Origin of the sequence: Agitococcus lubricus, assembly GCF_003051055.1 — a bacterium.
In the GTDB taxonomy this organism is placed as follows: Bacteria; Pseudomonadota; Gammaproteobacteria; order Pseudomonadales; family Moraxellaceae; genus Agitococcus; species Agitococcus lubricus.
The window spans coordinates 1-22,092 of record NZ_QAON01000004.1 but is presented as its reverse complement, the minus strand read 5'-3'; the positions used below and the strand labels follow the sequence as shown (position 1 = coordinate 22,092).

At 43.3% G+C, this 22,092-nt stretch carries 21 protein-coding genes; 17 read left to right on the top strand and 4 right to left on the bottom strand.

Going from position 1 to position 22,092, the window contains the following annotated elements; all coding sequences use genetic code 11:
• The first annotated feature begins 56 nt into the window (after positions 1-56).
• Entirely contained in the window at positions 57-1,250 is a 1,194-nt protein-coding gene (locus C8N29_RS05190) for a type III PLP-dependent enzyme (protein ID WP_107864990.1), read from the top strand.
• Between the two features lie 376 nt (positions 1,251-1,626).
• Positions 1,627-2,319 carry an SRPBCC family protein gene (locus C8N29_RS05185; protein ID WP_107864989.1) on the top strand — a complete coding sequence of 231 codons (693 nt, stop codon included), beginning with the start codon at positions 1,627-1,629 and terminating at the stop codon, positions 2,317-2,319.
• A gap of 191 nt (positions 2,320-2,510) precedes the next feature.
• Here C8N29_RS05185 and C8N29_RS05180 read toward each other — a convergent pair whose 3' ends face one another.
• Positions 2,511-4,304, bottom strand: coding sequence for a monovalent cation:proton antiporter-2 (CPA2) family protein (locus tag C8N29_RS05180; protein ID WP_107864988.1), 1,794 nt, complete (start codon positions 4,302-4,304; stop codon positions 2,511-2,513).
• A gap of 642 nt (positions 4,305-4,946) precedes the next feature.
• Between C8N29_RS05180 and cysK the strand changes: the two genes are divergently transcribed.
• From cysK to C8N29_RS05140, 8 genes are all read left to right on the top strand, one after another.
• Complete coding sequence (gene cysK, locus C8N29_RS05175; protein ID WP_107864987.1) at positions 4,947-5,921, top strand: cysteine synthase A; 975 nt, start codon at positions 4,947-4,949, stop codon at positions 5,919-5,921.
• Positions 5,922-6,078: 157 nt separating this feature from the next.
• The gene (locus C8N29_RS05170) at positions 6,079-6,378 is read left to right on the top strand and encodes a hypothetical protein (protein WP_107864986.1); all 300 of its coding nucleotides are present in this window, start codon (positions 6,079-6,081) and stop codon (positions 6,376-6,378) included.
• 12 nt (positions 6,379-6,390) lie between these two features.
• Positions 6,391-8,103, top strand: coding sequence for an ATP-binding protein (locus C8N29_RS05165; protein ID WP_107864985.1), 1,713 nt, complete (start codon positions 6,391-6,393; stop codon positions 8,101-8,103).
• Positions 8,100-8,771 carry a response regulator gene (locus C8N29_RS05160; protein ID WP_107864984.1) on the top strand — a complete coding sequence of 224 codons (672 nt, stop codon included), beginning with the start codon at positions 8,100-8,102 and terminating at the stop codon, positions 8,769-8,771. Before C8N29_RS05165 ends, C8N29_RS05160 begins: the two co-directional genes overlap by 4 nt.
• 472 nt (positions 8,772-9,243) lie before the next feature.
• On the top strand, positions 9,244-10,581 hold the full coding sequence (locus tag C8N29_RS05155; protein WP_107864983.1) for a GGDEF domain-containing protein: 1,338 nt from the start codon (positions 9,244-9,246) through the stop codon (positions 10,579-10,581).
• Between the two features lie 138 nt (positions 10,582-10,719).
• Positions 10,720-11,247: an inorganic diphosphatase gene (gene ppa, locus C8N29_RS05150; protein WP_107864982.1), complete on the top strand. Its 528-nt coding sequence runs from the start codon at positions 10,720-10,722 to the stop codon at positions 11,245-11,247.
• A gap of 150 nt (positions 11,248-11,397) precedes the next feature.
• The gene (locus C8N29_RS05145) at positions 11,398-11,607 is read left to right on the top strand and encodes a hypothetical protein (RefSeq protein WP_107864981.1); all 210 of its coding nucleotides are present in this window, start codon (positions 11,398-11,400) and stop codon (positions 11,605-11,607) included.
• A 1-nt stretch (position 11,608) separates the two neighbouring features.
• Positions 11,609-12,316, top strand: coding sequence for a nucleotidyl transferase AbiEii/AbiGii toxin family protein (locus C8N29_RS05140; RefSeq protein ID WP_107864980.1), 708 nt, complete (start codon positions 11,609-11,611; stop codon positions 12,314-12,316).
• A 180-nt stretch (positions 12,317-12,496) separates the two neighbouring features.
• Here C8N29_RS05140 and mpl read toward each other — a convergent pair whose 3' ends face one another.
• Positions 12,497-13,864, bottom strand: a complete 1,368-nt coding sequence (gene mpl / locus C8N29_RS05135; protein WP_107864979.1) for a UDP-N-acetylmuramate:L-alanyl-gamma-D-glutamyl-meso-diaminopimelate ligase — start codon at positions 13,862-13,864, stop codon at positions 12,497-12,499.
• A 16-nt stretch (positions 13,865-13,880) separates the two neighbouring features.
• Positions 13,881-14,432: a hypothetical protein gene (locus C8N29_RS05130; protein WP_107864978.1), complete on the bottom strand. Its 552-nt coding sequence runs from the start codon at positions 14,430-14,432 to the stop codon at positions 13,881-13,883.
• 65 nt (positions 14,433-14,497) lie between these two features.
• Here C8N29_RS05130 and C8N29_RS05125 point away from each other — a divergent pair, with 65 nt between their 5' ends.
• The 6 genes from C8N29_RS05125 (at position 14,498) to erpA (ending at position 19,296) form a co-directional block, all read left to right on the top strand.
• Positions 14,498-14,839 carry a DMT family protein gene (locus tag C8N29_RS05125; RefSeq protein WP_107864977.1) on the top strand — a complete coding sequence of 114 codons (342 nt, stop codon included), beginning with the start codon at positions 14,498-14,500 and terminating at the stop codon, positions 14,837-14,839.
• A gap of 174 nt (positions 14,840-15,013) precedes the next feature.
• Positions 15,014-15,523 (top strand): 5-(carboxyamino)imidazole ribonucleotide mutase, encoded by a 510-nt coding sequence (gene purE / locus C8N29_RS05120; protein WP_107864976.1) that lies wholly within the window; start codon positions 15,014-15,016, stop codon positions 15,521-15,523.
• Positions 15,520-16,629: a 5-(carboxyamino)imidazole ribonucleotide synthase gene (locus tag C8N29_RS05115; protein ID WP_107864975.1), complete on the top strand. Its 1,110-nt coding sequence runs from the start codon at positions 15,520-15,522 to the stop codon at positions 16,627-16,629. Before purE ends, C8N29_RS05115 begins: the two co-directional genes overlap by 4 nt.
• A 458-nt stretch (positions 16,630-17,087) precedes the next feature.
• Positions 17,088-17,483: a hypothetical protein gene (locus C8N29_RS05110; RefSeq protein ID WP_107864974.1), complete on the top strand. Its 396-nt coding sequence runs from the start codon at positions 17,088-17,090 to the stop codon at positions 17,481-17,483.
• Between the two features lie 298 nt (positions 17,484-17,781).
• A complete protein-coding gene (locus C8N29_RS05105; protein ID WP_107864973.1) occupies positions 17,782-18,801 on the top strand; it encodes a putative solute-binding protein in 1,020 nt (339 codons plus the stop codon).
• Between the two features lie 153 nt (positions 18,802-18,954).
• Complete coding sequence (gene erpA, locus C8N29_RS05100) at positions 18,955-19,296, top strand: iron-sulfur cluster insertion protein ErpA (RefSeq protein WP_107864972.1); 342 nt, start codon at positions 18,955-18,957, stop codon at positions 19,294-19,296.
• Positions 19,297-19,299: 3 nt separating this feature from the next.
• Here the strand turns inward: erpA and C8N29_RS05095 are convergent, their stop codons facing one another.
• On the bottom strand, positions 19,300-20,406 hold the full coding sequence (locus C8N29_RS05095) for an anhydro-N-acetylmuramic acid kinase (protein WP_107864971.1): 1,107 nt from the start codon (positions 20,404-20,406) through the stop codon (positions 19,300-19,302).
• Between the two features lie 90 nt (positions 20,407-20,496).
• On the opposite strand from C8N29_RS05095, the gene tyrS reads away from it, so the two are divergent.
• Positions 20,497-21,702: a tyrosine--tRNA ligase gene (gene tyrS, locus C8N29_RS05090; protein WP_107865187.1), complete on the top strand. Its 1,206-nt coding sequence runs from the start codon at positions 20,497-20,499 to the stop codon at positions 21,700-21,702.
• Positions 21,703-22,092 lie beyond the last annotated feature (390 nt).

Here is a 22,092-nt window from a genome sequence, read left to right as displayed (position 1 = left end):
GTGTTAATGATGCCTGTAAACACTGTTATTACTTTTGCCTGTACGGGTAATATCTTATGCGTCTAGCTGACTACTGTTCTGCTGAAGAATGGAAACGAATCAAAGATTTTGCAGATACTAAAGAAACGCCTTTTTTGGTGGTGGATTTAGAAATCATTAAGCAAAAATATGAAGAGTTGACCACTTGTTTTCCAATGGCCAAAGTGCACTACGCGCTAAAGGCCAACCCAGGTAAGCCTGTCATTGAATTATTGCGTGACTTGGGGTCTAACTTTGATATCGCTTCTATCTATGAATTAGACAAAGTTCTTGCAACAGGCGTTGAGCCAGAGCGCATTTCTTATGGTAATACCATTAAAAAAGCGGCTCATATCAAGTATGCCTATGATAAAGGCGTGCGTTTGTATGCCACTGACTCCAAAGCTGACTTACAATCCATTGCCGAAAATGCACCAGGCTCTAAAGTATTTGTGCGTATTTTGGTAGAGGGTGGCGAAACAGCCGAGTGGCCATTATCACGCAAGTTCGGTTGCCACCCTGATATGGCGATTGACTTATTGGTACAAGCCAAATTGTTAGGTCTCATTCCTTATGGTATTTCCTTCCATGTCGGCTCGCAGCAAAAAGATATTGCGGTTTGGGATGCTGCATTGTCCAAAGTCAAATATATGTTTGACTGGATGCGTTTAGAAGAAGGCGTCATCCTCAAAATGATTAACATGGGTGGTGGTTTTCCTGCAAACTATATTTCTGAAGTCAACCCGATTCAGGTGTATGCTGAAGAAATTTTACGTTACTTACACGATGACCACGGCGATGATTTACCCGAGTTGATTTTAGAACCAGGCCGTTCTTTGGTCGGTGAATCGGGTGTGTTGGTGTCGGAGGTTGTATTAATTTCGCGTAAGTCACGTACCGACCTTAAGCGTTGGATTTATACCGATGTAGGGTTGTTCCAAGGTCTTATCGAAACAATGGGCGAGGCGATTAAATACCCCATTTATACCGAAAAAATGGATAACAAAGAAGCCGAAGGCAGTGTTGTGCTTGCAGGGCCCACTTGTGACTCTACAGACATCATGTACGAAAATGCCAACTACCATTTGCCACATAATTTGGCGGTAGGTGACCGTTTGTATTGGATGACAACAGGTGCGTACACCACGTCGTATAGTTCTGTAGAATTTAATGGTTTTCCCCCATTAAAAACCTACTTTATTGGTTGTGGCAAAGAAGAAGAGAAAAACTAAACTCTTGTTTTTTGTCTAGCTGCAAAAATCCTCCAGTATTGGGGGATTTTTTTTATCTGCTTTAACGGTAGCTTATCAAGCAGATAGGCCTTCTTGGTGTTGAAAAACACGCTTTTGACAGACAATGCCACAAAATTTGCAAATTGTTTGACAGTTGGACATTTTTTATGTTGCTCTCATTTTGAGCAGGATATATTGCTAAACATTCAATTTGGGTAATAGTGTTCATCGCTAGTTGACTCTTGTGTCAGGATGAAAAACGATAGGACATTAAACACTATTATGTATGGCATAACAGTCGGTATGTTTATGGTAGCCCACCGCGTGTTGGCTTAAGCACACAATCGACTGCGCTGATTCGATGAGTAGCAATATCATGCGTAAATTGTGTTTTCTGTTGGTGTTGGCTTGTACCAGTCTGAGTGTCGCTGCGGATAATACCTTAGATGAGCTAAGGGTTCGATTAGATGAACATTGGCATCCTGTTAAAGTGGATAAAAGCCGCGACATTAAAACCTATGCTAAACGCGAGGATGGCAAGCCATTTCGCTCGTTCAAAATTGAGCAAACCATTCCCACGACAATGGATACCTTAAGCCATATTTTATCGGATTTCGACAGTTATCCGCGTTGGTTTTGGGAAACTCTCGAAACACGCTTGCTCAAAAAAGTCTCTAGTAAAGAATTATATGTCTATATGGTGCATCGTGCACCGTTAGGTATTCCCAATCGTGATGTGATTTTGCATGTCCGTGTTGAACCTATGACCGATAAAAAGAATTACGCCATTTTACATGCAACGGCCGTGAGTGATTATTTACCCCTAAAGCCACCCTTAGTCAGAATGGCAGCCGAAGAGTTTGTCGTGCGTTTTACCGCCTTAAATGAGCAAAAAGTAAAGTTGGAAATTGAAGGCTACATTGACCCCAATGGTAACGTCCCTGTCTGGGCAACTAATTATGTTCAACGTAGCGCGCCTTATGTGATTGCCGTGGGCTTACAACGTATGGCCAAGCTGGATGAATTCAAAAATGCCAAGTCAATGCCATCCTTCACATTGGTTGAATAAAATTCTCTAGTTATATGCTCATGTTGACCTAATGCGGGTCAGTTAAGCATTTTTTGTTGGTTTCGACTCACTTCGGCTGTGCTCAGTGACCACCGCTCAACCAACGAAAAATGTCACCTGAGCGAAGTCGAAGGGGTATTTTTAAGGGACAATTTTCTCTTAGCTGACAGGCATTACCCTGTTGACCGCGTTTAGCGTGTTTGCTCGTTTGTGCTTTGTTCGGCGAGGGCATCGCTTTCAAACAATTCTTCTAAGTCACGCATCGCTTGTTTATTACTGGCGATGAGTGATTCTTCATCGTGATAAAAAGCCTGTTGCCGAATCAATAGTTGTTCATCGTAATGACGGAACTGTTGTACGCCTTGTGCTGCACGTTCTGGGCTTAGACCTGCTTGTCTTAAGGCTTCTTCGGCAACCTCTAATGACGAGGCAAACATTTCACGCGTGACCAGTTTGACCCCAATATCCATCAATTCATAAGCATGGCGACGGTCACGCGCACGTGCCAAAATAGTCAAATGGGGGTAATAATGACGGACTTGCATGGCGGTACGTACGGAGTCATTGACATCATCGATGGCTAAAATAAAGACTTTGGCCTTGTCAAGTTTGGCGGCACGTAGCATCTCGATATGACTGGGATTGCCATAATAAATTTTATTACCAAAACGACGCACAAAGTCGACTTGTCTGGCATCGCCTTCGATGGCCGTAAAACCAATTTTATGCATTCTCAGCACACGTGCAACAATTTGACCAAAACGGCCAAAGCCTGCAATCACCACAGGATTATCATGGTCATCAGCACCAATTTCATCAAAAGCACGGGTGTCAACTACTTGCCAACGGGGTTCAATAAAACGTTCTAATAAGAAAAAAGCGAGTGGCGTAAGTGCCATCGACAGGGTGACAATTAAAATCAAACGGTCGCCAATGTCAGCGCTTAATAAGTGATATTGTGTGGCCGTACTAAAGAGTACAAAGGCAAATTCGCCCCCTTGAGCTAAAGTCACCCCTAAACGAATACTGGTTTGCCACGGGGCATCGCACAGGCGGCAAATCACTGTTAATAAGGCAAATTTAATGAGCATGAGACTGATTGCGCCACCCACAATCAGCAAGGGTTCATTTAATAAGCGGTGCATGTCGGTACTCATGCCCACGGCCATAAAAAACAAGCCCAACAATAACCCCTTGAAAGGTTGAATATTGGCTTCTAATTCGTGCCGATATTCGGAGTCGGCCAGTAAAACACCTGTCACAAACGCGCCCAATGCCATCGATAAGCCCAACTTTTCCATGACGACGGCAATGCCAATAATAATAAATAGCGCTGCTGCGGTAAGCAGCTCGTTGGCTTTGCTGGCGGCAATGATTCTAAAGACAGGACGAATGACAACACGACTGGCTAATATCAATAAGGCAAATAAGCCTAAGACTTTGGCAAAATAAATGAGGTTGTATTCTTGCGTTTTTTCGCCAGACAAAATCGGTAAAATCGCCAAAATAGGAATAACCGCCATGTCTTGAAATAATAAAACCGCAAAGGCTTTACGCCCATGACGGGTCGTGAGTTGTTTTTTATCCGACAATAATTGCATGACAAAGGCTGTGGAGGACATGGCCAAGCCAAAACCTGCAATGGCACTGGTAATCAGGTTAATGCCAAGACTCAACCCGATGAGGGTAAAAATACCCCCTGTCACTAACACTTGTAAGCCGCCTAAAATAAAAATCGAGCGGCGCAATACCCATAAACGCGAAGGCTCTAGCTCTAAACCAATCACAAACAACAGCATAACGACGCCAAATTCGGCAAAGTGTAGAACGGTCGTGGTATCGCCTGCTAAATTGAGTAAATTGGGGCCAATAATAATGCCTGTAATCAAATAGCCCAGTACAGTCGCCAGACCTAAGCGGTGGCATAAGGGGACGATTAATAGGGCAGCTCCCAAAAACATGGCTGTTTGTGATAAAAGCGTCATGCTGACTATTCCAAAAAAGAAGGGGTATTTATGCACATAAATACTAGGGTCTGTTGACGTTTGGTGTGTGAGCCGCGTTGCTGATAAAAATGGACTCAGGCAAGGCACAAAACGCCGTTAATAGTCGTTCTATTAGCAAGTTTTGTCACGCAGAATGAGTCAATTTTTAACGCAACCCACAGGGAAAGAACTATTTTTTGAGGCTACGTTGTTGTTCATCGCTGATTTGGAATAACCAAATCACGTGATTCATGCCTTGTATCCTCTAAAACATAGTCTCTTTCGCAACCACAATCAAAACGTCAACAGACCCTAAAGCTAAAGTTTTTCTGTCTGTTCGCGTGAGATGAATGTCGTTGTCGCAGTTGAGTCTAGACCAAACAAACTATTAGCAGATACCGCGACTTCACTCAGTCTACCAGTACATTTATACCTGAGTATTTGGCGGTGTATCTGTATCAGCCATTGATAAAATGACCCTGTATCAATCGTTACTATCCATACTAGCGTTCGATTATGCGTAACTCTACAATCAAAAGATATAACTTTAGATGAATTTGATTGTTGCAAAATAGACGATAAGACGCCACAGTCGCTTTCAGATAAAACTATCGAAAATCTAGACCAAGCAAGGACTCAATCATGCCAAAAATTTATGAAGATAATAGCTTAGCGATTGGAAACACCCCGTTAGTACGTCTAAACCGTATTGTTGGAAACCATAAAAAAGTGTATGCCAAAATTGAAGGCCGTAACCCTGCTTATTCGGTGAAGTGTCGTATTGGTGCCAATATGATTTGGGCAGCAGAGCAATCAGGGCAACTTAAGGCAGGTATGGAAATTGTGGAGCCAACGTCAGGCAATACAGGCATTGCCTTGGCCTATGTGGCCGCCGCTAAAGGTTATCCTATCACGCTCACCATGCCAGCCTCCATGAGTTTGGAGCGTCGAAAAGTCTTAAAGGCTTTAGGGGCAACCTTAGTGCTAACCGAAGCGGCAAAGGGCATGAAAGGGGCTGTCGATAAAGCAGAAGAAATTCGTGCCAGTCAACCCGAAAAGTATTTTTTGCCACAACAATTTGAAAATCCTGCCAATCCTGCCATTCACGAACAAACAACAGGTCCTGAAATTTGGCACGATACGGACGGTGAAGTAGATGTCTTTATTGCAGGCGTGGGCACAGGCGGTACACTAACAGGCGTTTCGCGTTATATTAAGCAGACACAGGGTAAGGCTTTACTCACTGTAGCGGTAGAACCCGAAGTCTCACCGTTGATTAGCCAAACCTTAGCAGGCGAAAACTTAAAACCTGCGCCGCATAAAATTCAGGGAATTGGTGCCAATTTTGTCCCTAAAAACCTCGATGTCTCACTCGTCGACCGTGTAGAGACCGTCAGTAATGATGAAGCAATCGACTTTGCCCGTCGCTTGATGAAAGAAGAAGGTATTTTGGCGGGTATTTCTTGTGGGGCAGCGGCGGCGGTTGCTGCACGTTTAGCCGCATTGCCTGAGTTTGCCGATAAAACCATCGTCGTTATTTTGCCTGATTCAGGTGAACGTTATTTATCGACTGTACTTTTTGATGGACTCTTCACCGAACAAGAAATGGTGCAATAACAAAAATGGGGCGATTATCCATGATTGCTCCATAGTTATAGTCTATCGTCTACATGAAGAAAAGAACAACTGCTCGGTGTCGAACCAGTCGACGTTGCTCGGTTGGCATGTAAGTCTTTGACGAAATAACATGCATGCACAATAGGAAACTCAAACGATGTCTAAGCTGTATGTCGCCATACTGTGTTGTATTTCAGCATCGGTCATGGCTCAAAACTTACCCCCACCTATCGGTGGCAATAATGGGCGTATGGGTGAGCCGCCACCAGGCCCGCCAAAAGCGTTTTTTGAGGCCTGTAAAAATAAAAAAGAGGGCGATACCGTCACTCTACAAAATGGTCAGGGGCAACGCGTTGTTGGTCAATGTCGTATGGTGTGGGTGCCATCACAGGCGATGGGCGGGCAAGGTGGACAAGCCCCGACAGGAGGAAATCCTCCGCCACGCTCAGGTTATTAAAAAGGGGCTAAGATGGCGATAAAACTTAAACCGTCTATTGTACAAACCTTATTCTTAGTCATGACAGGTGTTGCCTCAGTGGTTGTCCTGAGTATGGCAATTATGATGAGTGTCAGTTTAGAAAAGGGGTTTAAGAATCATATTCGTATGACCGAACTTAGTCATATGACCGCTATCGAAAAAGCACTGATTTATCATTATCAACAACACGGAGGCTGGCAGTTTTTACAAGAGTTAGATGCGCCAGATTTTGCGATTGGTATGAGTTTATTGGTACAGCAAGTACCGGGTTTGATGGGGGGGCAGCAGGGCGGAAGTCAAGGCTCAGGTGTTGGTGTTCATGATTTAGAAATTTTACCCAATACCGGTGGCCAAGATGGCGCAGGTCAAACATGGCAAGTGGTAGAAAATGACCCGACCTTATTAGAAGCTGAGCCTACACCTGCGGCAACGACCCGCAATGACCAATGGCAACCCATCTCTACATCTGAGTCGGAGCAAAACCCAGCCCTGCCTACCCCCGCGCTAAATTTGCCCACACCACAAACGCCACCCATGCCTCAAGGGGGGCGTCCGCAACGGGGTAGTGGTGATTTAGCGTCGATTGGACAACGTATGGCGGTCGTCTCGGTTGAGGGTCGTGTACTGGCAGGACATCCTCATCCTGAGCTTGACCCACGTAGGGAGTTGTACCTCACAGAAAATGGCGAACAAAAATTGATTGGCTATTTGGCCTTAGCTAAACCACTGATGGCGGGTAATATTCAAAGTCGGGGTGACGAATATAATAACAGTTTTATCAATCAGCAAATTCATAATATCTTAGGCATTGCGGTATTGGGGTTAATGGCTTCTGCCTTAGCCGCAGGGTTATTAGCGCGCTATTTTCGTCAACCCATTAAAGAATTGGCTGATGCCGCACAGTTAGTTGCTGCGGGTGACTTTAGTATTCGAATCAATAGTCGCCGTCGTGATGAGTTGGGCGACGTTGCCCGTGATTTTAACCAAATGGCCGAGCAGTTAGAGGCATTTGAACGCTCACGTCGACAATGGGTGGCGGATACCTCACATGAACTCAGAACCCCGATTACGATTTTAAGTACCCACTTAGAAGCGATGGCAGATGGTATTATTCCTACAAATTCTGAACGTTTAGGCGTGTTGGCACATACTGTGGCCGATATGAATCGTTTAGTGGGGGATTTACATCAGCTCGCCAGTGCAGATGCAGGTAAACAGGATTATCAATTTCAACCTGTCGCAATTGGGGAGTTATTGGCCGACTTGCAACACGCATTTAGTGCACGCTTGCAACAGCAGCAATTAAGTTTAGAGGTCAGTAATCAAACACCTGATGGTCTCTGTATCGACGCCGATAGATTGCGTATCACGCAAGTATTGGCCAATTTACTCACCAACTCTAGTCGTTATACCGATGCAGGGGGTAAAGTCTGTATGACTGCCCATATTGAAGCGACACAATTGCGTTTAACGATAGAAGATAGCGCGCCCAGCGTTCCTACAGAAGCCTTAGCTCATTTATTTGACCGCTTTTATCGTGTAGATGAATCACGTAGTCGCAAAAATGGCGGCTCTGGTTTGGGCTTGGCCATTTGCCAAGCCATTGTCAGCGCCCATAATGGCCTCATACAGGCGAGTCATTCGCTATTAGGTGGGCTAAAGATTGATATTTATCTTCCCTTAGAGCAAGCAGAAACAGTATGACTTCCGTGGTATTAGTTGAAGATGAACAGCATATTGCTGATATTGAAATCGCTTACTTAAAAAAAGCGGGTTTGGATGTGACACATTTTGTTGATGGTGAGGGCGTAGTGGCCTATGTCCGTGACTTTCAGCCGCAACTGGTGATATTAGATATTATGGTGCCTTATATGAGTGGCACAGAGATTTGCCAAGCCATTCGTCAGTTTTCTGCCGTCCCTATTATTATGATTACTGCCCGCGCCGAAGAGGTAGACCGTTTACTGGGCTTTGAATTGGGTGCGGATGATTATTTATGTAAACCGTTTAGCCCTAAAGAAATGATTGCCCGTGTCACCGTGTTGTTACGTCGCTCAGGCGCATTAAGTGTAAATAAGCCTGTATCTATTTTTGATAATGACCCTCTCACGCAACGTATTCAATGTAGAGGTCAGCGTTTAGACCTTACCCCACAAGAGTATCGTTTATTATCGGTATTGATGTCACATCCAAGCCGTATTTTCTCGCGGGGGCAACTCTTACAAATGGCTTATGAGGATGATAGCGAGGTATTTGACCGTGCCGTTGATAGTCATATTAAAAATTTGCGTAAAAAAATTGCTACCGTTATGGGCGAACAAGTTGTGATTCATTCCGTATACGGTGTGGGTTATCGTTTTGAAGTGGAATAAAATCGTTGATACCACGCGGTTCACATCAATCTTAGCAATTAAACCATCGAGCTGTTGATGTCCTAACGGTGGCGTGTTTTGCACATAATATAGCAATCGCCCCTACAGCTACTAATGCCCGTCATTTAAGCCTGTTTTGCTGATTTGGTTTCGACTCCGCTCAACCCCCTCGACTCCGCTAAGTAAACGCAAACATGCGGCCTGAGCTTGGCCAGCCCTTAGCCAGCCGAAGGGTCGAAGGACAGTTTTTAAGTGCCAATGTTTTAACCTGACAGTGATTATCTAAAATTAACTGCTTTCATACATAATTGCGCTGCTGTCTGTATAAGAGGCGGCTTTTCATCTAGTCTCCACAATTGCTCCCCAATGTTTATATAACTTAGGCTAATCCGCTCAACAAAGTCTGCAACGTACTGGGCTTGTAGATGATTCAATTTTACTGCTCAGTCAGGACGGTTAAGGAGTAGCCATCATGTTATTTGCACTGAGTTGCACACTGGCACAAACACTGATTATGTTTTTAATGCTCTTATGGGCACATACTGCGCGTCAAAAAATGGGTCTAGGCTTGTTTTATAGCTTATTGGGCTGTCTCGTGGTCACGAGTTTGTGGTTAAGCAGTGCGGGACTCCATTTAGAGTTATCGATTTATCGTTTCGTGATAGGGTTTAGCGTATTTTATACCTCCGTTTTATTGGCCGTATTTGTGATATATGTCTTTGAAGGCCCTAGAGTTTTTAGAGCGGTGATGACCCATCTGTTTATATTGATGATAATCACAACACTGATTTTACATAGTCTCAGTTGGCAATTACCTGAACAAGCAGGCTTAAGTTATCTCCCACTGCCAACGCTACGTTTATTATCGGCATTTTTGGCGAGTATGGTCATTGATGTTATTTTTTTAGCCATCGCATGGGAATATTTTGCTAAACCTAAATGGCCAATGAATTTATGGTTAAATGTGTTTTTTACATTGAGTTTATTTTTGCTAGTGGACGGTTTGGTATGGAGTGTGATGGTACAGTTAGGTAGTGTGGACTTTGTGCCTACTTTCACGGGAACATTGTTTAGTCGATTATTATTAAGTTTGACCGCCAGTCCTTTTGTCTTAGCGTATCTTTATTGGCAACAGCAATATCAGGTTACAGCTGCACATCAGCAGCCGATGTTATTGCTGCAAAATGAAATCATCTATATGCGTCAAGCCTTAAGCCATGCGCAGCAAGCCTTAGCAGAACAAAAGCAAACCGCAGCCTATTTGGCAGAAAAAGCCTATACTGATGAATTAACACAGCTCGCCAATCGTCGCTATTTTGATGAAACTTATGATAAAGAATGGAAACGGGCACTGCGTCAGCAACAACCTTTATCGGTGATTTTGTGTGATATCGATTACTTTAAGTGCTACAACGACCATTATGGTCATTTACAAGGGGATAGCTGTTTAGCCAAAGTGGCACAAACTATTCAGCAGGCCTTATATCGTCCTGCAGATGTCGTGGCGCGTTACGGTGGCGAAGAATTTGTGGTGTTGTTGCCAGAAACCGAGCTGGTGGATGCCTTAGATATTGCTGAACGGATTAGACTGGCCGTACAACAACTACACATAGCGCATAGCAAATCGAGTGCTTATCCGTATGTCACTTTAAGTTTAGGGGTGAGTAGTCGACAATTAGGTCAACATCAAACACCAGACAATGTCTTACAACAAGCGGATAAGGCCTTGTATAAAGCCAAAGCCGCAGGACGTAACACCGTTTGGCCACATTTGCGTAAAGTCACTAAAGCCTTTATGCGTATTGCCTAAGCAAGTTCCGCTCAATAGTGCTAATAGTTATATAGAGAAGCTGTTGGCAATTGTGACAACAAGCGTATAATACGCGGCGTTCAAAAGCACTTACGACCCTTTACAACGTAAGTACGCATCCATCAAAGAGAGTAAACCATGAGTTACAATAACATCCCTCCAGGAAAAGACGCCCCAAACGACATTTATGTTGTCATCGAAATCCCTGCGAACCACGACCCCATCAAATACGAAATTGACAAAGACAGCGATGCGTTATTTGTTGACCGTTTTATGGGTACTGCGATGTTTTACCCTGCTAACTATGGTTATATCCCCAACACCTTGTCTGAAGACGGTGACCCATTAGACGTATTAGTTGTCACGCCATATCCTGTTGCCGCAGGTTCGGTGATTCGTTGCCGTCCAGTTGGCAAATTAAATATGGAAGATGAGTCTGGTATTGATGCAAAATTAATTGCTGTCCCACACGACAAGTTAACACCGCTATACAAACATGTTAAAGAATATACTGACCTTCCAGAGTTATTAGTCAACCAAATCAAGCATTTCTTCGAAACTTACAAAGCCTTAGAGCCAGGTAAGTGGGTTAAAGTGACAGGTTGGGAAGGTGCTGACGTCGCTAAGGCGGAAGTATTAAAGTCTATCGAAGCTGCTAAAAAATAAGCGAGCTCTTCCCCTCGCTCGAACTCTCTCCCTGTGTGAAAGGTTGGCGTAAGGGTGGTCGATGAGATTAAAATAAAGGCGCAATTTGCGCCTTTATTTTTGCTTCAATTTTGGCTAGATTTAAGACTGATGTTTAAACAGTAGTTGATTATGTCCAATATTAACCGTAGCCATTATCCAGAGCTAAATCATATTTTGTGGGACATTCATCAAAAATTTATTCCTGCTCAATTGGCTTTTGTGTTTTATGAGAAGCGTTGGGCATATATTAGCCAACAAAAACTATTGCCTAAAGAAAAAAAATTAATTGCTCGCCTGACTAAAGAATTTGGTCAAGGTGTGTTTATGCCAGCCATATAATATGAATTATCTATTGGCGCATCATCAAATTATTGCATCAGCGTTAGAGTTTTTTAATGCAGAGTTTTTCTTTCAACATAAGATTATTTTTGGCGGAGGAACACGCATCGCCTTAGAACTTGATGAATATAGGCAATCGGTAGATATAGATTTTTTATGTCCCAATAAAGCATCTTATCGTGCGGTGCGAGAGCAAGTAACTAACAACACACTTGGAGAATTAGTAAAAAAGGATTTTGACTATATCCGCGAGATTCGTGCCGACCGAGATGCTGTACGTACCGTCATAAAACATCAAAATACTGCTATAAAATTAGAATTTGTTAGTTTTGATGATTATGATTTAGGCTATGAATCTAACTTAGCTAAGTTTCCTGTGCCTGTTTTAGATAGAGTCTCTTGTTTCTATACAAAACTCTTAGCAAACGCGGATAGAAAACTCACTGAACCGTATAAAGACATTTTCGATATTTTAGCCATGTATAAGGCATGGGGTAGTATTCCACAACAAGCGATAAGTTTGGCTGAGCAACATTATGGGGTGAAAGTCGTTATTCCTGATGTAATTACTGCCCTGCAAGATATGATAAAACGGCCAGACGTGTATAAAAAAGCGGCTAAAAAAACATTATTGATGAAAGACCAATGGAGTAATGTCTTGATTTTAGAGTATGCACCACGTTTGCTAAGAGAAGTACAACAAAAATAAAGGCGCAATTTGCGCCTTTAGTTTTAATGTTAGGGATTGTTGACGTTTGCTTAAACTATCCCTTCGACTCCGCTCAGGGAGCTTTTTTGCGCTGGCTGAGCGGAGTCGAAGCCTCTTTTGATGTAGTTTTATTGGGATTTTTCAGGTAAAACACGCTGTATTTCAAAACGTCAACAGCCTCTAAGCAAACTTTGCTTTTAACGTATTCACTAACTTGCCATGAATGCCGCCAAAACCACCATTAGACATAATGACAATCGCATCACCCGATTTAACCTGAGCAATAACATCAGCAATAATGCCATCAATATTATTAGCCACTTGAGCTGGCACAGGTGAAGCCGCAATGACGGGGCTTAAATCCCAATCTAAACCTGCGGGCTGATACCAAATCACTTGGTCAGCATCACGAGCCGATTCAGCTAAATTATCTTTGTGTGTACCCATTCGCATAGTGTTTGAGCGCGGCTCAATAATTGCCCAAATTTTGCGCGCGCCAACCTTGTTGCGTAAGCCTTCTAAGGTGGTTTTAATTGCCGTCGGGTGGTGGGCAAAATCATCATAAACACTAATATCGGCCACTTCACCCACCAACTCCATGCGCCGTTTTACGCCATCAAACGCGCTTAATGCCGCACAAGCCGTCGCCAAATCAACACCGACATTATGCGCAGCGGCAACGGCGGCTAAACCATTATAAACACTGTGTAAACCGGTCATGCCCCAAGTGACTTCGGCTTGTTGACCTTGATAAGACACGACAAAATGACTGCCATCATTGGCACGCAACTCCGCTTGCCAATCGCTAGAATTGGGGGTGATACCTGTGGTTTCCACAGGAGTCCAACAGCCTTTGGCTAAAGTGTCTTTTAAGTTGTCATCGTTGGCAGGGACAATAATTTTGCCTGTGCTGGGAATAGTGCGGACTAAATGATGAAATTGTTTTTGAATAGCGGCTAAATCATCAAAAATATCAGCATGGTCAAATTCTAAATTATTTAAAATGGCTGTTTTTGGCGCGTAATGAACAAACTTAGAGCGTTTATCAAAAAACGCTGAATCATATTCATCGGCTTCAACGACAAAATATTGGCCGCCGCCTAAACGTGCGCTCGCTTCAAACCCTTTGGGCACTCCCCCAATCAAAAAACCAGGTTCTAAACCTGCTTGTTCTAAAATCCAAGCCACCATTGTTGTCGTGGTTGTTTTACCATGTGTGCCAGCCACGCCTAATACATGTTTGCCTTGTAACACATATTGCGCCAACCATTGTGGGCCAGAAGTATAAGGAATGCCTTCATTTAACACATATTCTACTGCAGGAATGCCGCGTTTCATGGCATTACCCACAATCACTAAATCGGGGTGAGGCTGCAAATGTTCAGGTTCATAACCTTGCATCAGGCTAATACCTTGTGCTTCCAGTTGGGTACTCATGGGTGGATACACATTGGCATCACTGCCTGTGACCGTGTGGCCTAAATTTTTAGCTAAAACGGCTAATGACCCCATAAATGTGCCGCAAATACCTAAAATATGAATATGCATAATAGTTTCCTAAAAATTAAGTGCCGCGACTAGCGGCTGTACTTTGTGGCAGTAATTCAGGGAAAAAATAGAGTGTTACGGTCATGACTAATAAAAAAATGGCAATTGCGAGCATATTAGCCATTAATAAACCGATATTTAAGGCGCGATGATATACAAAGGCTCGCAATCCTAAGCTCCACCCCAAAATCACCACTTCAATTAAGCCCAAAAACGCTAATAGCGGAGATTTGGCGGGTAGTACCACACTCAGAACCAACAAAGGTAGGCTAGCAATGGTTAACAAAGTATCACAACCCACAATCGCGGTGATACTTTGGACAAAACGCGCCGTCAATTGTTTAAACTGTAATAACAAAGCGAGTACCATACATTCTACGCTAAGTGCAATGATGGGTAACAGCACTGCCCTCGATGCATCGTTAGGATGGCTAAGGTATTGTCCTCCTGCGGTGACAGTCAGATTGATGGCTAGCAGTAATAATAAAAGTGCACGATGATAAGGCACATCTTCAGGCCCTAAACGAAAGCTCAGTACCTGCCAAAATAACGTTAAAAGTGGTTGCATATCGTAAATTCAAGCGGGGTTAGATAAGCTCTGGTGATGATTGATAGTTATCACCGAGACAAATAATGCCTATAGCACTACAAACTATTTTATTACTGATTTGTTCCAATGTATTTATGACATTTGCATGGTACGGACATCTTAAAAATTTAAGTGACAAACCGTGGTATCTTGCCGCCTTATTCAGCTGGGGGATTGCACTGTTTGAATATTTGCTCATGGTACCTGCTAATCGTATCGGACACACTGTTATGTCAGTGGGGCAACTGAAAATTTTACAAGAAGTCATTACGCTCAGTGTCTTTATTCCGTTTGCAATTCTGTATCTCAAAGAACCCTTCAAAATGGATTTTGTGTATGCAGGTTTATGCATGTTGGGTGCAGTATATTTTATGTTTCGTACTTAGTAGAACACAACGACAGAAAATAGCGCGACAAATTGACAAAAATCAGAATTTATTGCGATAAAGTACAAAAAATATAGATTAGTACTTGGCCAAAATAGAATCTTTCGCCAAAATACTGCGCTTTTTTAACCCATGTTTAGCAGAGCCTAAGCCTTATTCAGAGAAGTACGTGTAATGACAGCAGTTGTGGCATCACCTTTAGTAGGTATTATTATGGGGTCTCAATCAGACTGGGCAACCATGCAACATGCGGCAGACGCCTTAACTGCGTTGGGTGTGCCTTTTGAGGCGGAAGTGGTCTCTGCACACCGTACCCCCGACAAATTATTTGCCTATGCCGAAGCGGCGCGTGGTCGGGGTATTCAAGTCATTATTGCAGGAGCAGGGGGAGCGGCACATTTACCGGGTATGTGTGCTGCTAAAACATCCTTACCTGTGTTAGGCGTACCCGTACAATCGCAAGCCTTAAATGGTTTGGATTCTTTATTATCTATTGTACAAATGCCAGCAGGTGTCCCTGTGGCAACACTAGCGATTGGCAAGGCGGGCGCAACAAATGCGGGTCTATTAGCTGCCCAAATTTTAGCTGCTCAATATCCTCAATATTTGCAAGCCATAGAGAATTATCGTCAGCAACAAACAGACAAAGTGTTAGCAAATCCTATTCCTGGGGTACAAGCATGAAAATCGGCATTTTGGGTGGCGGACAGCTTGGCCGTATGATGGCTTTAGCAGGTTATCCGTTTAATTTACGCTTTAGCTTTTATGATGCGGCTAAGGACTGTCCCTCAGCACCTTTGGGTGAACTGTATGGTGATGCTCAAGCGACTCAGGCTAGTTTAGATGCGTTTATTGCCAGTGCCGACGTGTTTACGTATGAGTTTGAAAATATTCCTGTGGCGTGGGTGGAATATATTGCACAACACAAACCCGTGTATCCCAGTGTTAAATCCTTAGCGGTTTCACAAAATAGGATTCGTGAAAAAGCGTTATTTAAGCAGTTGAATATTCCTGCCGCTGCCTACCGAGAAGTCTATTCGCAAGACGATTTACAACAGGCTGTGACGGCTTTAGGTTTACCGCTCGTCGTTAAAACGACGATGGGGGGGTATGATGGTAAAGGGCAATTTGTCATTCGCCAGCCCGAACAAATTGCTCAAGCATGGTCAGAGCTGCAAGCGGGTGCCCCTTTGATTGCTGAGGCCTTTGTCAGCTTCAAGCGTGAGTTGTCGATGATTGCGGTGCGCGGTCAAGAGGGGACGACCTTGTGTTATCCCTTAGCATGGAATACCCATCATCAAGGTATTTTGTCGCATTCTATCGTACCAGCGCCGCAAGTCAGCCCTGCAATTCAGGCACAGGCCGAACAATACATCACGCAGATTTTACATGAACTCAATCATGTTGGCGTATTGACCTTAGAGTTATTTGAAACCGATAACGGTTTATATGCCAATGAAACAGCCCCCCGTGTACACAACTCTGGCCATTGGAGTATAGAAGGCGCGGTGTGCTCACAGTTTGAAAATCATATGCGTGCTGTTGCGGGTCTCCCTTTAGGTGTCACAGACCCCATTCGTGCCAGTGCGATGGTGAATATTATTGGCCAGCATCCCCGTACAGAAGCTATTTTGGCTATCCCCGAAACGCACCTCCATTTGTATGGTAAAACCGAGCGTGTAGGGCGAAAATTAGGTCATATCACGGTGACTGCCCCCAGTTACGAGGCTTTACAGACCCGTATTGCTGCAATTGCGCAAGAATTGCCCAACAAAATGGCCTTAGTCTAATAGCGTCAAATAAAGCCAACCTGTAGTTGGCTTTTTTGTATTTATTAATGCTTGCTTCATCTAAATGACACCTGCTTGAGTTTTAATAACACATGGGGCGCTTCTCGCCTATTTCAAATAGATTCATCCGTTGCGGTTAAGCGCATTGTCAGTTATCAAACGTATGGAATCATCAGGCAAGGTTACCGTACAGTCATAGTCAATAGGTTTTATATCTGCTTCAGTCCGTACCTCATGTAAGAGAGGCAGACAGTCAGCGCGTAAGTCACCATAAGAGCCTAATAACTTCCCCGTTAATCGGAATCATGTTAGACAAAACCTAAAAAATTAAAAATCCTGTCTGATTGTTCAACAAGGAGAGAACCATTTATGACACAGCGTTTTTATAATGGCTGCATGAGTTGTCGCTAGGTTGTGACAATAGGAATTGGGTGTGTTGACGTTATTTGGAGTGCATCATGGGCGAGTTAAAAGAAGTTGCCGAAACTCAAGCAGAAATCAGCTTGGTTGACCGTGTTAAAGAATTAGGTCAGCAAGTCACTTTAGCAGGCTTTGGTGTCGTTGCCAAGCTAGAAGAAGTGTTTGCTAAAGTGGAAGAAGAAAGCCAAAAGCAATTAGATAAACTTGTTGCTGCTGGTCAAGTTGCCCGTGGCGAACAAGCTGCTGCTGACAAAAAAGTTGTGTTAGTTGCTTTTGGTTTAGTCGAAACAGTGAAAGCTGAAGCCGATAAATTAAAAGTTGACGTTAAAGGTGAAGCCGAAAAACTCAAGGGCGAAGCCGAAAAGTTAAAAGCAGATGCTCAAAAGTTATTTAGCGATTTAGTCGCTGCAGGCGAAAAGCGTAAAGCTGCTTAATTATTTGCGTGTAATTAGCGCAAATCAAAAGAACCCTCTTTTGGGGTGGCACCCTGCCACCCTTTTTTTTGCCCAAAATATCTACAATGTTATGACAAAATGTAATAAATGTGCCCAAAAAGTGTACTAACCGTCTATGGAAGCCTAAACAAATTCAACTAGAGTATGAATAATTGCTGCTAAAGTAGTTAAACTAGCCGATAAAAGACCATGTAACTTGGTATTTTATACGCTAAAATCTCGCAACCCTTAATGGGCTTTGCATTTCATAATCCCAAACCGACGACAAGGATAAATCATGAAAAAAATCAACGTCTCTCGCTGGAGCCGTCAAGTTGCGACAACGATGCTTGCCGCTGGTGTCATGCTCAGCCCAGTTGCTGAAGCAAAACAAAAAATTTGTGTGTTCGACTTATTAGGGACAGGCGGTGACGTCTATGCCATGATGAAGGACTACACCTTAGCTGCATCTAAATGGGGTGCAGATGTCGAGTTAAAGCCTTACACCGATGAGCGTATTGCTGCTGAAGACTTCAAAGCGGGTCAATGTGATGGTGTGAGCTTAACAGGTTTACGTGGTCGTCAATTTAATACCTTCACAGGCAGTATTGACTCCATTGGTGCGATTACCAGTTATGCGGAAATGCGTGATGTCTTAACATTGTTAAGCTCTCCAAAAATTGCGGCTAGCATGGTCAGTGGCCCGTACGAAGTGGTTGGTATTATGCCATTAGGCGCAGGTTATTTATTGGTTAATGACCGCGCTATCAATAACTTGTCCAAAGTCTCTGGCAAAAAAATCGCTGTGTTAGACTATGATAAGTCTCAAGCCAAAATGGTACAAAAAATTGGTGCACAACCAGTTGCTTCTGACGTAACTAACTTTGCGGGTAAATTTAACAATGGTCAGGTCGACATCGTGGCTGCACCTGCTGTTGCAATCAAACCATTAGAGTTATACAAAGGTTTAGGTACTAAAGGTGCGATTGTACGTTTCCCAATCGTACAAATCACTGGCAATATCATCATCAACCCAGCAAAATTCCCAGCAGGTTTTGGTCAAAAGAGTCGTGAATACGTGGCTACTCAAGTAGATAAAGCCTTCAAAACCATCGAAAAAACCGAAAAAGATGTTCCAGCTAAGTATTGGATGGACATTGCTGAAGCCGATAAGCCTGGCTATATCAAATTAATGCGTGAGTCCCGTATTTCCTTGGCTGCCGAAGGCATTTATGACAAAAAAATGTTAGGTTTGCTCAAGCGTGTACGTTGTAAACACGACCCAGCCAGCTTTGAATGTGCATTAAAAGACGAATAATTCGTTAATTACGTTAGCACATACCGAAGGCTCAGCATTGCTGAGCCTTTTGTTTTGGTGAAATGCCCATATAACAGCGGTGATGAATTGACGAAATATACAATTCTCTAGATAATAGTTTAGTGTTTTACTCGGGTAAGTTTGAGGCAAAGAATGACAGACCAAACACAAGCAATGGTGCTTACTGATAAGGCAGCGGCTAAAGTACGTAAATTGCGTGAAGGCGAAGCAAATCCCGCGCTAAAATTACGCGTATATATTACGGGTGGTGGCTGTTCAGGGTTTTCTTATGGTTTTACCTTTGATGAAAATACCAATGAAACAGACACCGCATTTACGAATGAAGATGTCACTATGTTGGTGGACTCCTTAAGTTTTCAATACTTAGTCGGTTCTGAAGTAGATTATGTCGAAGGATTAGAAGGCTCACGTTTTGTGATTAAAAATCCAAATGCCACCACAACGTGTGGCTGTGGCTCATCTTTTTCCATTTAATCCTTAGGCTTGATAGATTCCACCTAAAATACGTAAGCCTGCTGCGCCCGTCACAGCAGGTAAATTGCCTGCTAAATGATGCAAGGTTTGGTGTGCTAACCATGCAAACGCGGCTGCTTCAATCCATGTCGGTGCAATGCCTATTTCTGCTGTGGTATGCAAGCTAAATGAGGGGAGTTTGGTAGCCAAACGCTGTTGTAAATAGTGATTAAATGCGCCTCCACCACATAACCACAATTCACCTACATTAAAAGAAATCTTATCAATCTCTCTGGCAATAGATTCAGCGGTCAATTCAAGTAGTGTGCATTGTATATCGGCTGGTGAAGCATGCGGAAAATCTAGTAATAGGGTATCTAGCCAGTCGATATGAAAATCTTCTCGTCCTGTGCTTTTAGGTGCTGCTTTCGCAAAATAGGGATGGTCTAATAGTGTTGTTAACAAGGAGGGAATCACATGACCGCTTGCCGCCCAAGCACCATGAGTGTCATAACTTTGTTGTAAATGGCGTTGGCACCATGCATCCATCAACACATTAGCTGGGCCTGTATCATAACCATATACTAAACCGTTTGCTTTGGGTAATACCGTGATATTCGCCATTCCGCCTAAGTTTAAGACCACTCTGTCCATATTTTCATGCCCTAAAATGGCGGCATGAAATGCAGGGACGAGCGGAGCACCTTGTCCACCAGCTGCTACATCACGACGACGAAAATCGGCGACTACTGTCACTCCCGTGAGTTCAGCAATGACATTAGGGTCAGTGATTTGTAAACTAAAGGCAGGACGATGGAGCGGTCGATGACGAATAGTCTGGCCATGACTACCAATGGCACGAATTTGTGACGCAGCCAAGCCGAGTTTGTCCATCAGTTGATGAGCGCATTTGGCAAATAGTTGGCCTAATAGCACATCAACAGCACCTAATCGCTCAATTTCATTATCAGATGGTTGAGTTAGTGCTAATATTTGCGCTCTTAAATCTTCGGGCAGGGTGAGGGAGTGCGTACCCATTAAGCTAATGTGTTGTGAGTGGATACGTACAGCAACGGCATCTACCGCGTCTAAACTCGTACCTGACATTAAACCCAAGTAAATTTCATCCATTTTGATGATTCTCTCTGTCTAGGTAGGCAAACTAAATGGTTGTTTAGTTAAACCTTAGATAATATGAATTTTGACATTGTAGCGAACAATATGATGACACCTGAACAACAACTTGAATTGATTAAGCGCGGTACTGAAGAAATTATTCAGGAAAATGAGTTATTGGCCAAACTGAAAGAGGGTAGACCCTTACGCATCAAAGCAGGTTTTGACCCGACAGCGCCCGATTTACACCTAGGGCATACCGTACTTATCAATAAATTACGCGTTTTCCAAGACCTAGGCCATGACGTGATTTTTTTGATTGGTGACTTTACTGGCATGATTGGCGACCCTACAGGCAAAAATGTCACGCGTAAACCCCTAACCAAAGAACAGGTTGCCGAAAATGCCAAAACCTATCAAGCGCAAGTCTTCAAGATTTTAGACCCTGCTAAAACACGTGTCGTCTTTAATTCCGAGTGGATGGGACAAAAAACTGCCGCAGATTTGATACAGTTAGCTGCTCAATACACGGTAACTCGTATGTTAGAGCGTGATGATTTCGCCAAACGCTATGCCAATCAACAGCCAATTGCTATTCACGAGTTTTTATACCCCCTATTACAAGGGTACGACTCTGTGGCTCTAGAGGCCGATGTTGAATTGGGTGGCACAGATCAAAAATTTAACCTGCTCATGGGACGTACCTTGCAAGGTCGTCATGGCCAAGCCTCACAAATTTGTATCACCCTGCCTATTTTAGAAGGGCTAGATGGGGTACAAAAAATGTCTAAATCACTGGGTAATTATATCGGTGTGAGTGACAGTGCAGGTGAAATGTATCAGAAACTGCTCTCAATGCCAGATAGCCTGATTGCACGTTACTTTGAGTTGTTGAGTTTTAGACCGATGTCTGAGGTCAATCAATTCTTAGCAGAGATGGCGAATGGACGTAATCCACAAGACATCAAAAAAATCTTAGCCGAAGAAATCATCACCCGTTTTCACAATGCCGATGCGGCGGCTAGTGCGCATAAAGGTGCGGGTAATGTCTTGGCCTATGGTGAAATTCCTGAAGATGTGCCTAGTGTTAGCATCGAGGTGACTGCCGATACGATAGATTTACCTATCAGTGCTGTATTAAATAAAGCAGGACTAGTCAAAAATGCAGCAGGCGCTAAAGACGTCTTGACGCGGGGTGTTGTATTTGTTGATGGTCAAAAAGTGACGACAGATTATCGTTTAGCGACAGGACAAAGTGTTGTTATTCAAGCAGGAAAAAAAGCAATTGCCCGTGTGATATTAAACAAGTAGGCAGTTTTTAACAGGTTTTGCATGCTTTTTAGCCAATTAAAGCCTATTTTGATTGTTAAGTAATCAGTCGTGATGTTTTTAGTGATTTTCCGCTTGCAAGGATTGAATAAATGAGTAGAATGCGCGGCCTGCCAACGACGAAGCGACGCGAAAGCGAAGCGGGAGTAGGGTGGTAAGTTGATGACGATGAGTAGTTGAAATAAAGCGAAAATAGTTATTGACAAGTAAGAAAGATGCTGTAGAATGTGCAGCCCTGACGCGATGAACTGATTAAGAGATTAGTTGATTGAGTTGGCTTAAGTAGAGATACTTGAGAAGTTCTTTAACAGATAGATAAGCAATTTGTGTGGATTTTTGCTGTTGATGATGATGTTAAAAAATTATCAATGG

What these genes read in the sequence shown, in the direction of transcription:
- C8N29_RS05190 (WP_107864990.1), top strand. Translation starts at nt 57, where the DNA reads ATGCGTCTAGCTGACTACTGTTCTGCTGAAGAATGGAAACGAATCAAA.
- C8N29_RS05185 (WP_107864989.1), top strand. Translation starts at nt 1,627, where the DNA reads ATGCGTAAATTGTGTTTTCTGTTGGTGTTGGCTTGTACCAGTCTGAGT.
- C8N29_RS05180 (WP_107864988.1), bottom strand. Translation starts at nt 4,304, where the DNA reads ATGACGCTTTTATCACAAACAGCCATGTTTTTGGGAGCTGCCCTATTA.
- cysK (WP_107864987.1), top strand. Translation starts at nt 4,947, where the DNA reads ATGCCAAAAATTTATGAAGATAATAGCTTAGCGATTGGAAACACCCCG.
- C8N29_RS05170 (WP_107864986.1), top strand. Translation starts at nt 6,079, where the DNA reads ATGTCTAAGCTGTATGTCGCCATACTGTGTTGTATTTCAGCATCGGTC.
- C8N29_RS05165 (WP_107864985.1), top strand. Translation starts at nt 6,391, where the DNA reads ATGGCGATAAAACTTAAACCGTCTATTGTACAAACCTTATTCTTAGTC.
- C8N29_RS05160 (WP_107864984.1), top strand. Translation starts at nt 8,100, where the DNA reads ATGACTTCCGTGGTATTAGTTGAAGATGAACAGCATATTGCTGATATT.
- C8N29_RS05155 (WP_107864983.1), top strand. Translation starts at nt 9,244, where the DNA reads ATGTTATTTGCACTGAGTTGCACACTGGCACAAACACTGATTATGTTT.
- ppa (WP_107864982.1), top strand. Translation starts at nt 10,720, where the DNA reads ATGAGTTACAATAACATCCCTCCAGGAAAAGACGCCCCAAACGACATT.
- C8N29_RS05145 (WP_107864981.1), top strand. Translation starts at nt 11,398, where the DNA reads ATGTCCAATATTAACCGTAGCCATTATCCAGAGCTAAATCATATTTTG.
- C8N29_RS05140 (WP_107864980.1), top strand. Translation starts at nt 11,609, where the DNA reads ATGAATTATCTATTGGCGCATCATCAAATTATTGCATCAGCGTTAGAG.
- mpl (WP_107864979.1), bottom strand. Translation starts at nt 13,864, where the DNA reads ATGCATATTCATATTTTAGGTATTTGCGGCACATTTATGGGGTCATTA.
- C8N29_RS05130 (WP_107864978.1), bottom strand. Translation starts at nt 14,432, where the DNA reads ATGCAACCACTTTTAACGTTATTTTGGCAGGTACTGAGCTTTCGTTTA.
- C8N29_RS05125 (WP_107864977.1), top strand. Translation starts at nt 14,498, where the DNA reads ATGCCTATAGCACTACAAACTATTTTATTACTGATTTGTTCCAATGTA.
- purE (WP_107864976.1), top strand. Translation starts at nt 15,014, where the DNA reads ATGACAGCAGTTGTGGCATCACCTTTAGTAGGTATTATTATGGGGTCT.
- C8N29_RS05115 (WP_107864975.1), top strand. Translation starts at nt 15,520, where the DNA reads ATGAAAATCGGCATTTTGGGTGGCGGACAGCTTGGCCGTATGATGGCT.
- C8N29_RS05110 (WP_107864974.1), top strand. Translation starts at nt 17,088, where the DNA reads ATGGGCGAGTTAAAAGAAGTTGCCGAAACTCAAGCAGAAATCAGCTTG.
- C8N29_RS05105 (WP_107864973.1), top strand. Translation starts at nt 17,782, where the DNA reads ATGAAAAAAATCAACGTCTCTCGCTGGAGCCGTCAAGTTGCGACAACG.
- erpA (WP_107864972.1), top strand. Translation starts at nt 18,955, where the DNA reads ATGACAGACCAAACACAAGCAATGGTGCTTACTGATAAGGCAGCGGCT.
- C8N29_RS05095 (WP_107864971.1), bottom strand. Translation starts at nt 20,406, where the DNA reads ATGGATGAAATTTACTTGGGTTTAATGTCAGGTACGAGTTTAGACGCG.
- tyrS (WP_107865187.1), top strand. Translation starts at nt 20,497, where the DNA reads ATGATGACACCTGAACAACAACTTGAATTGATTAAGCGCGGTACTGAA.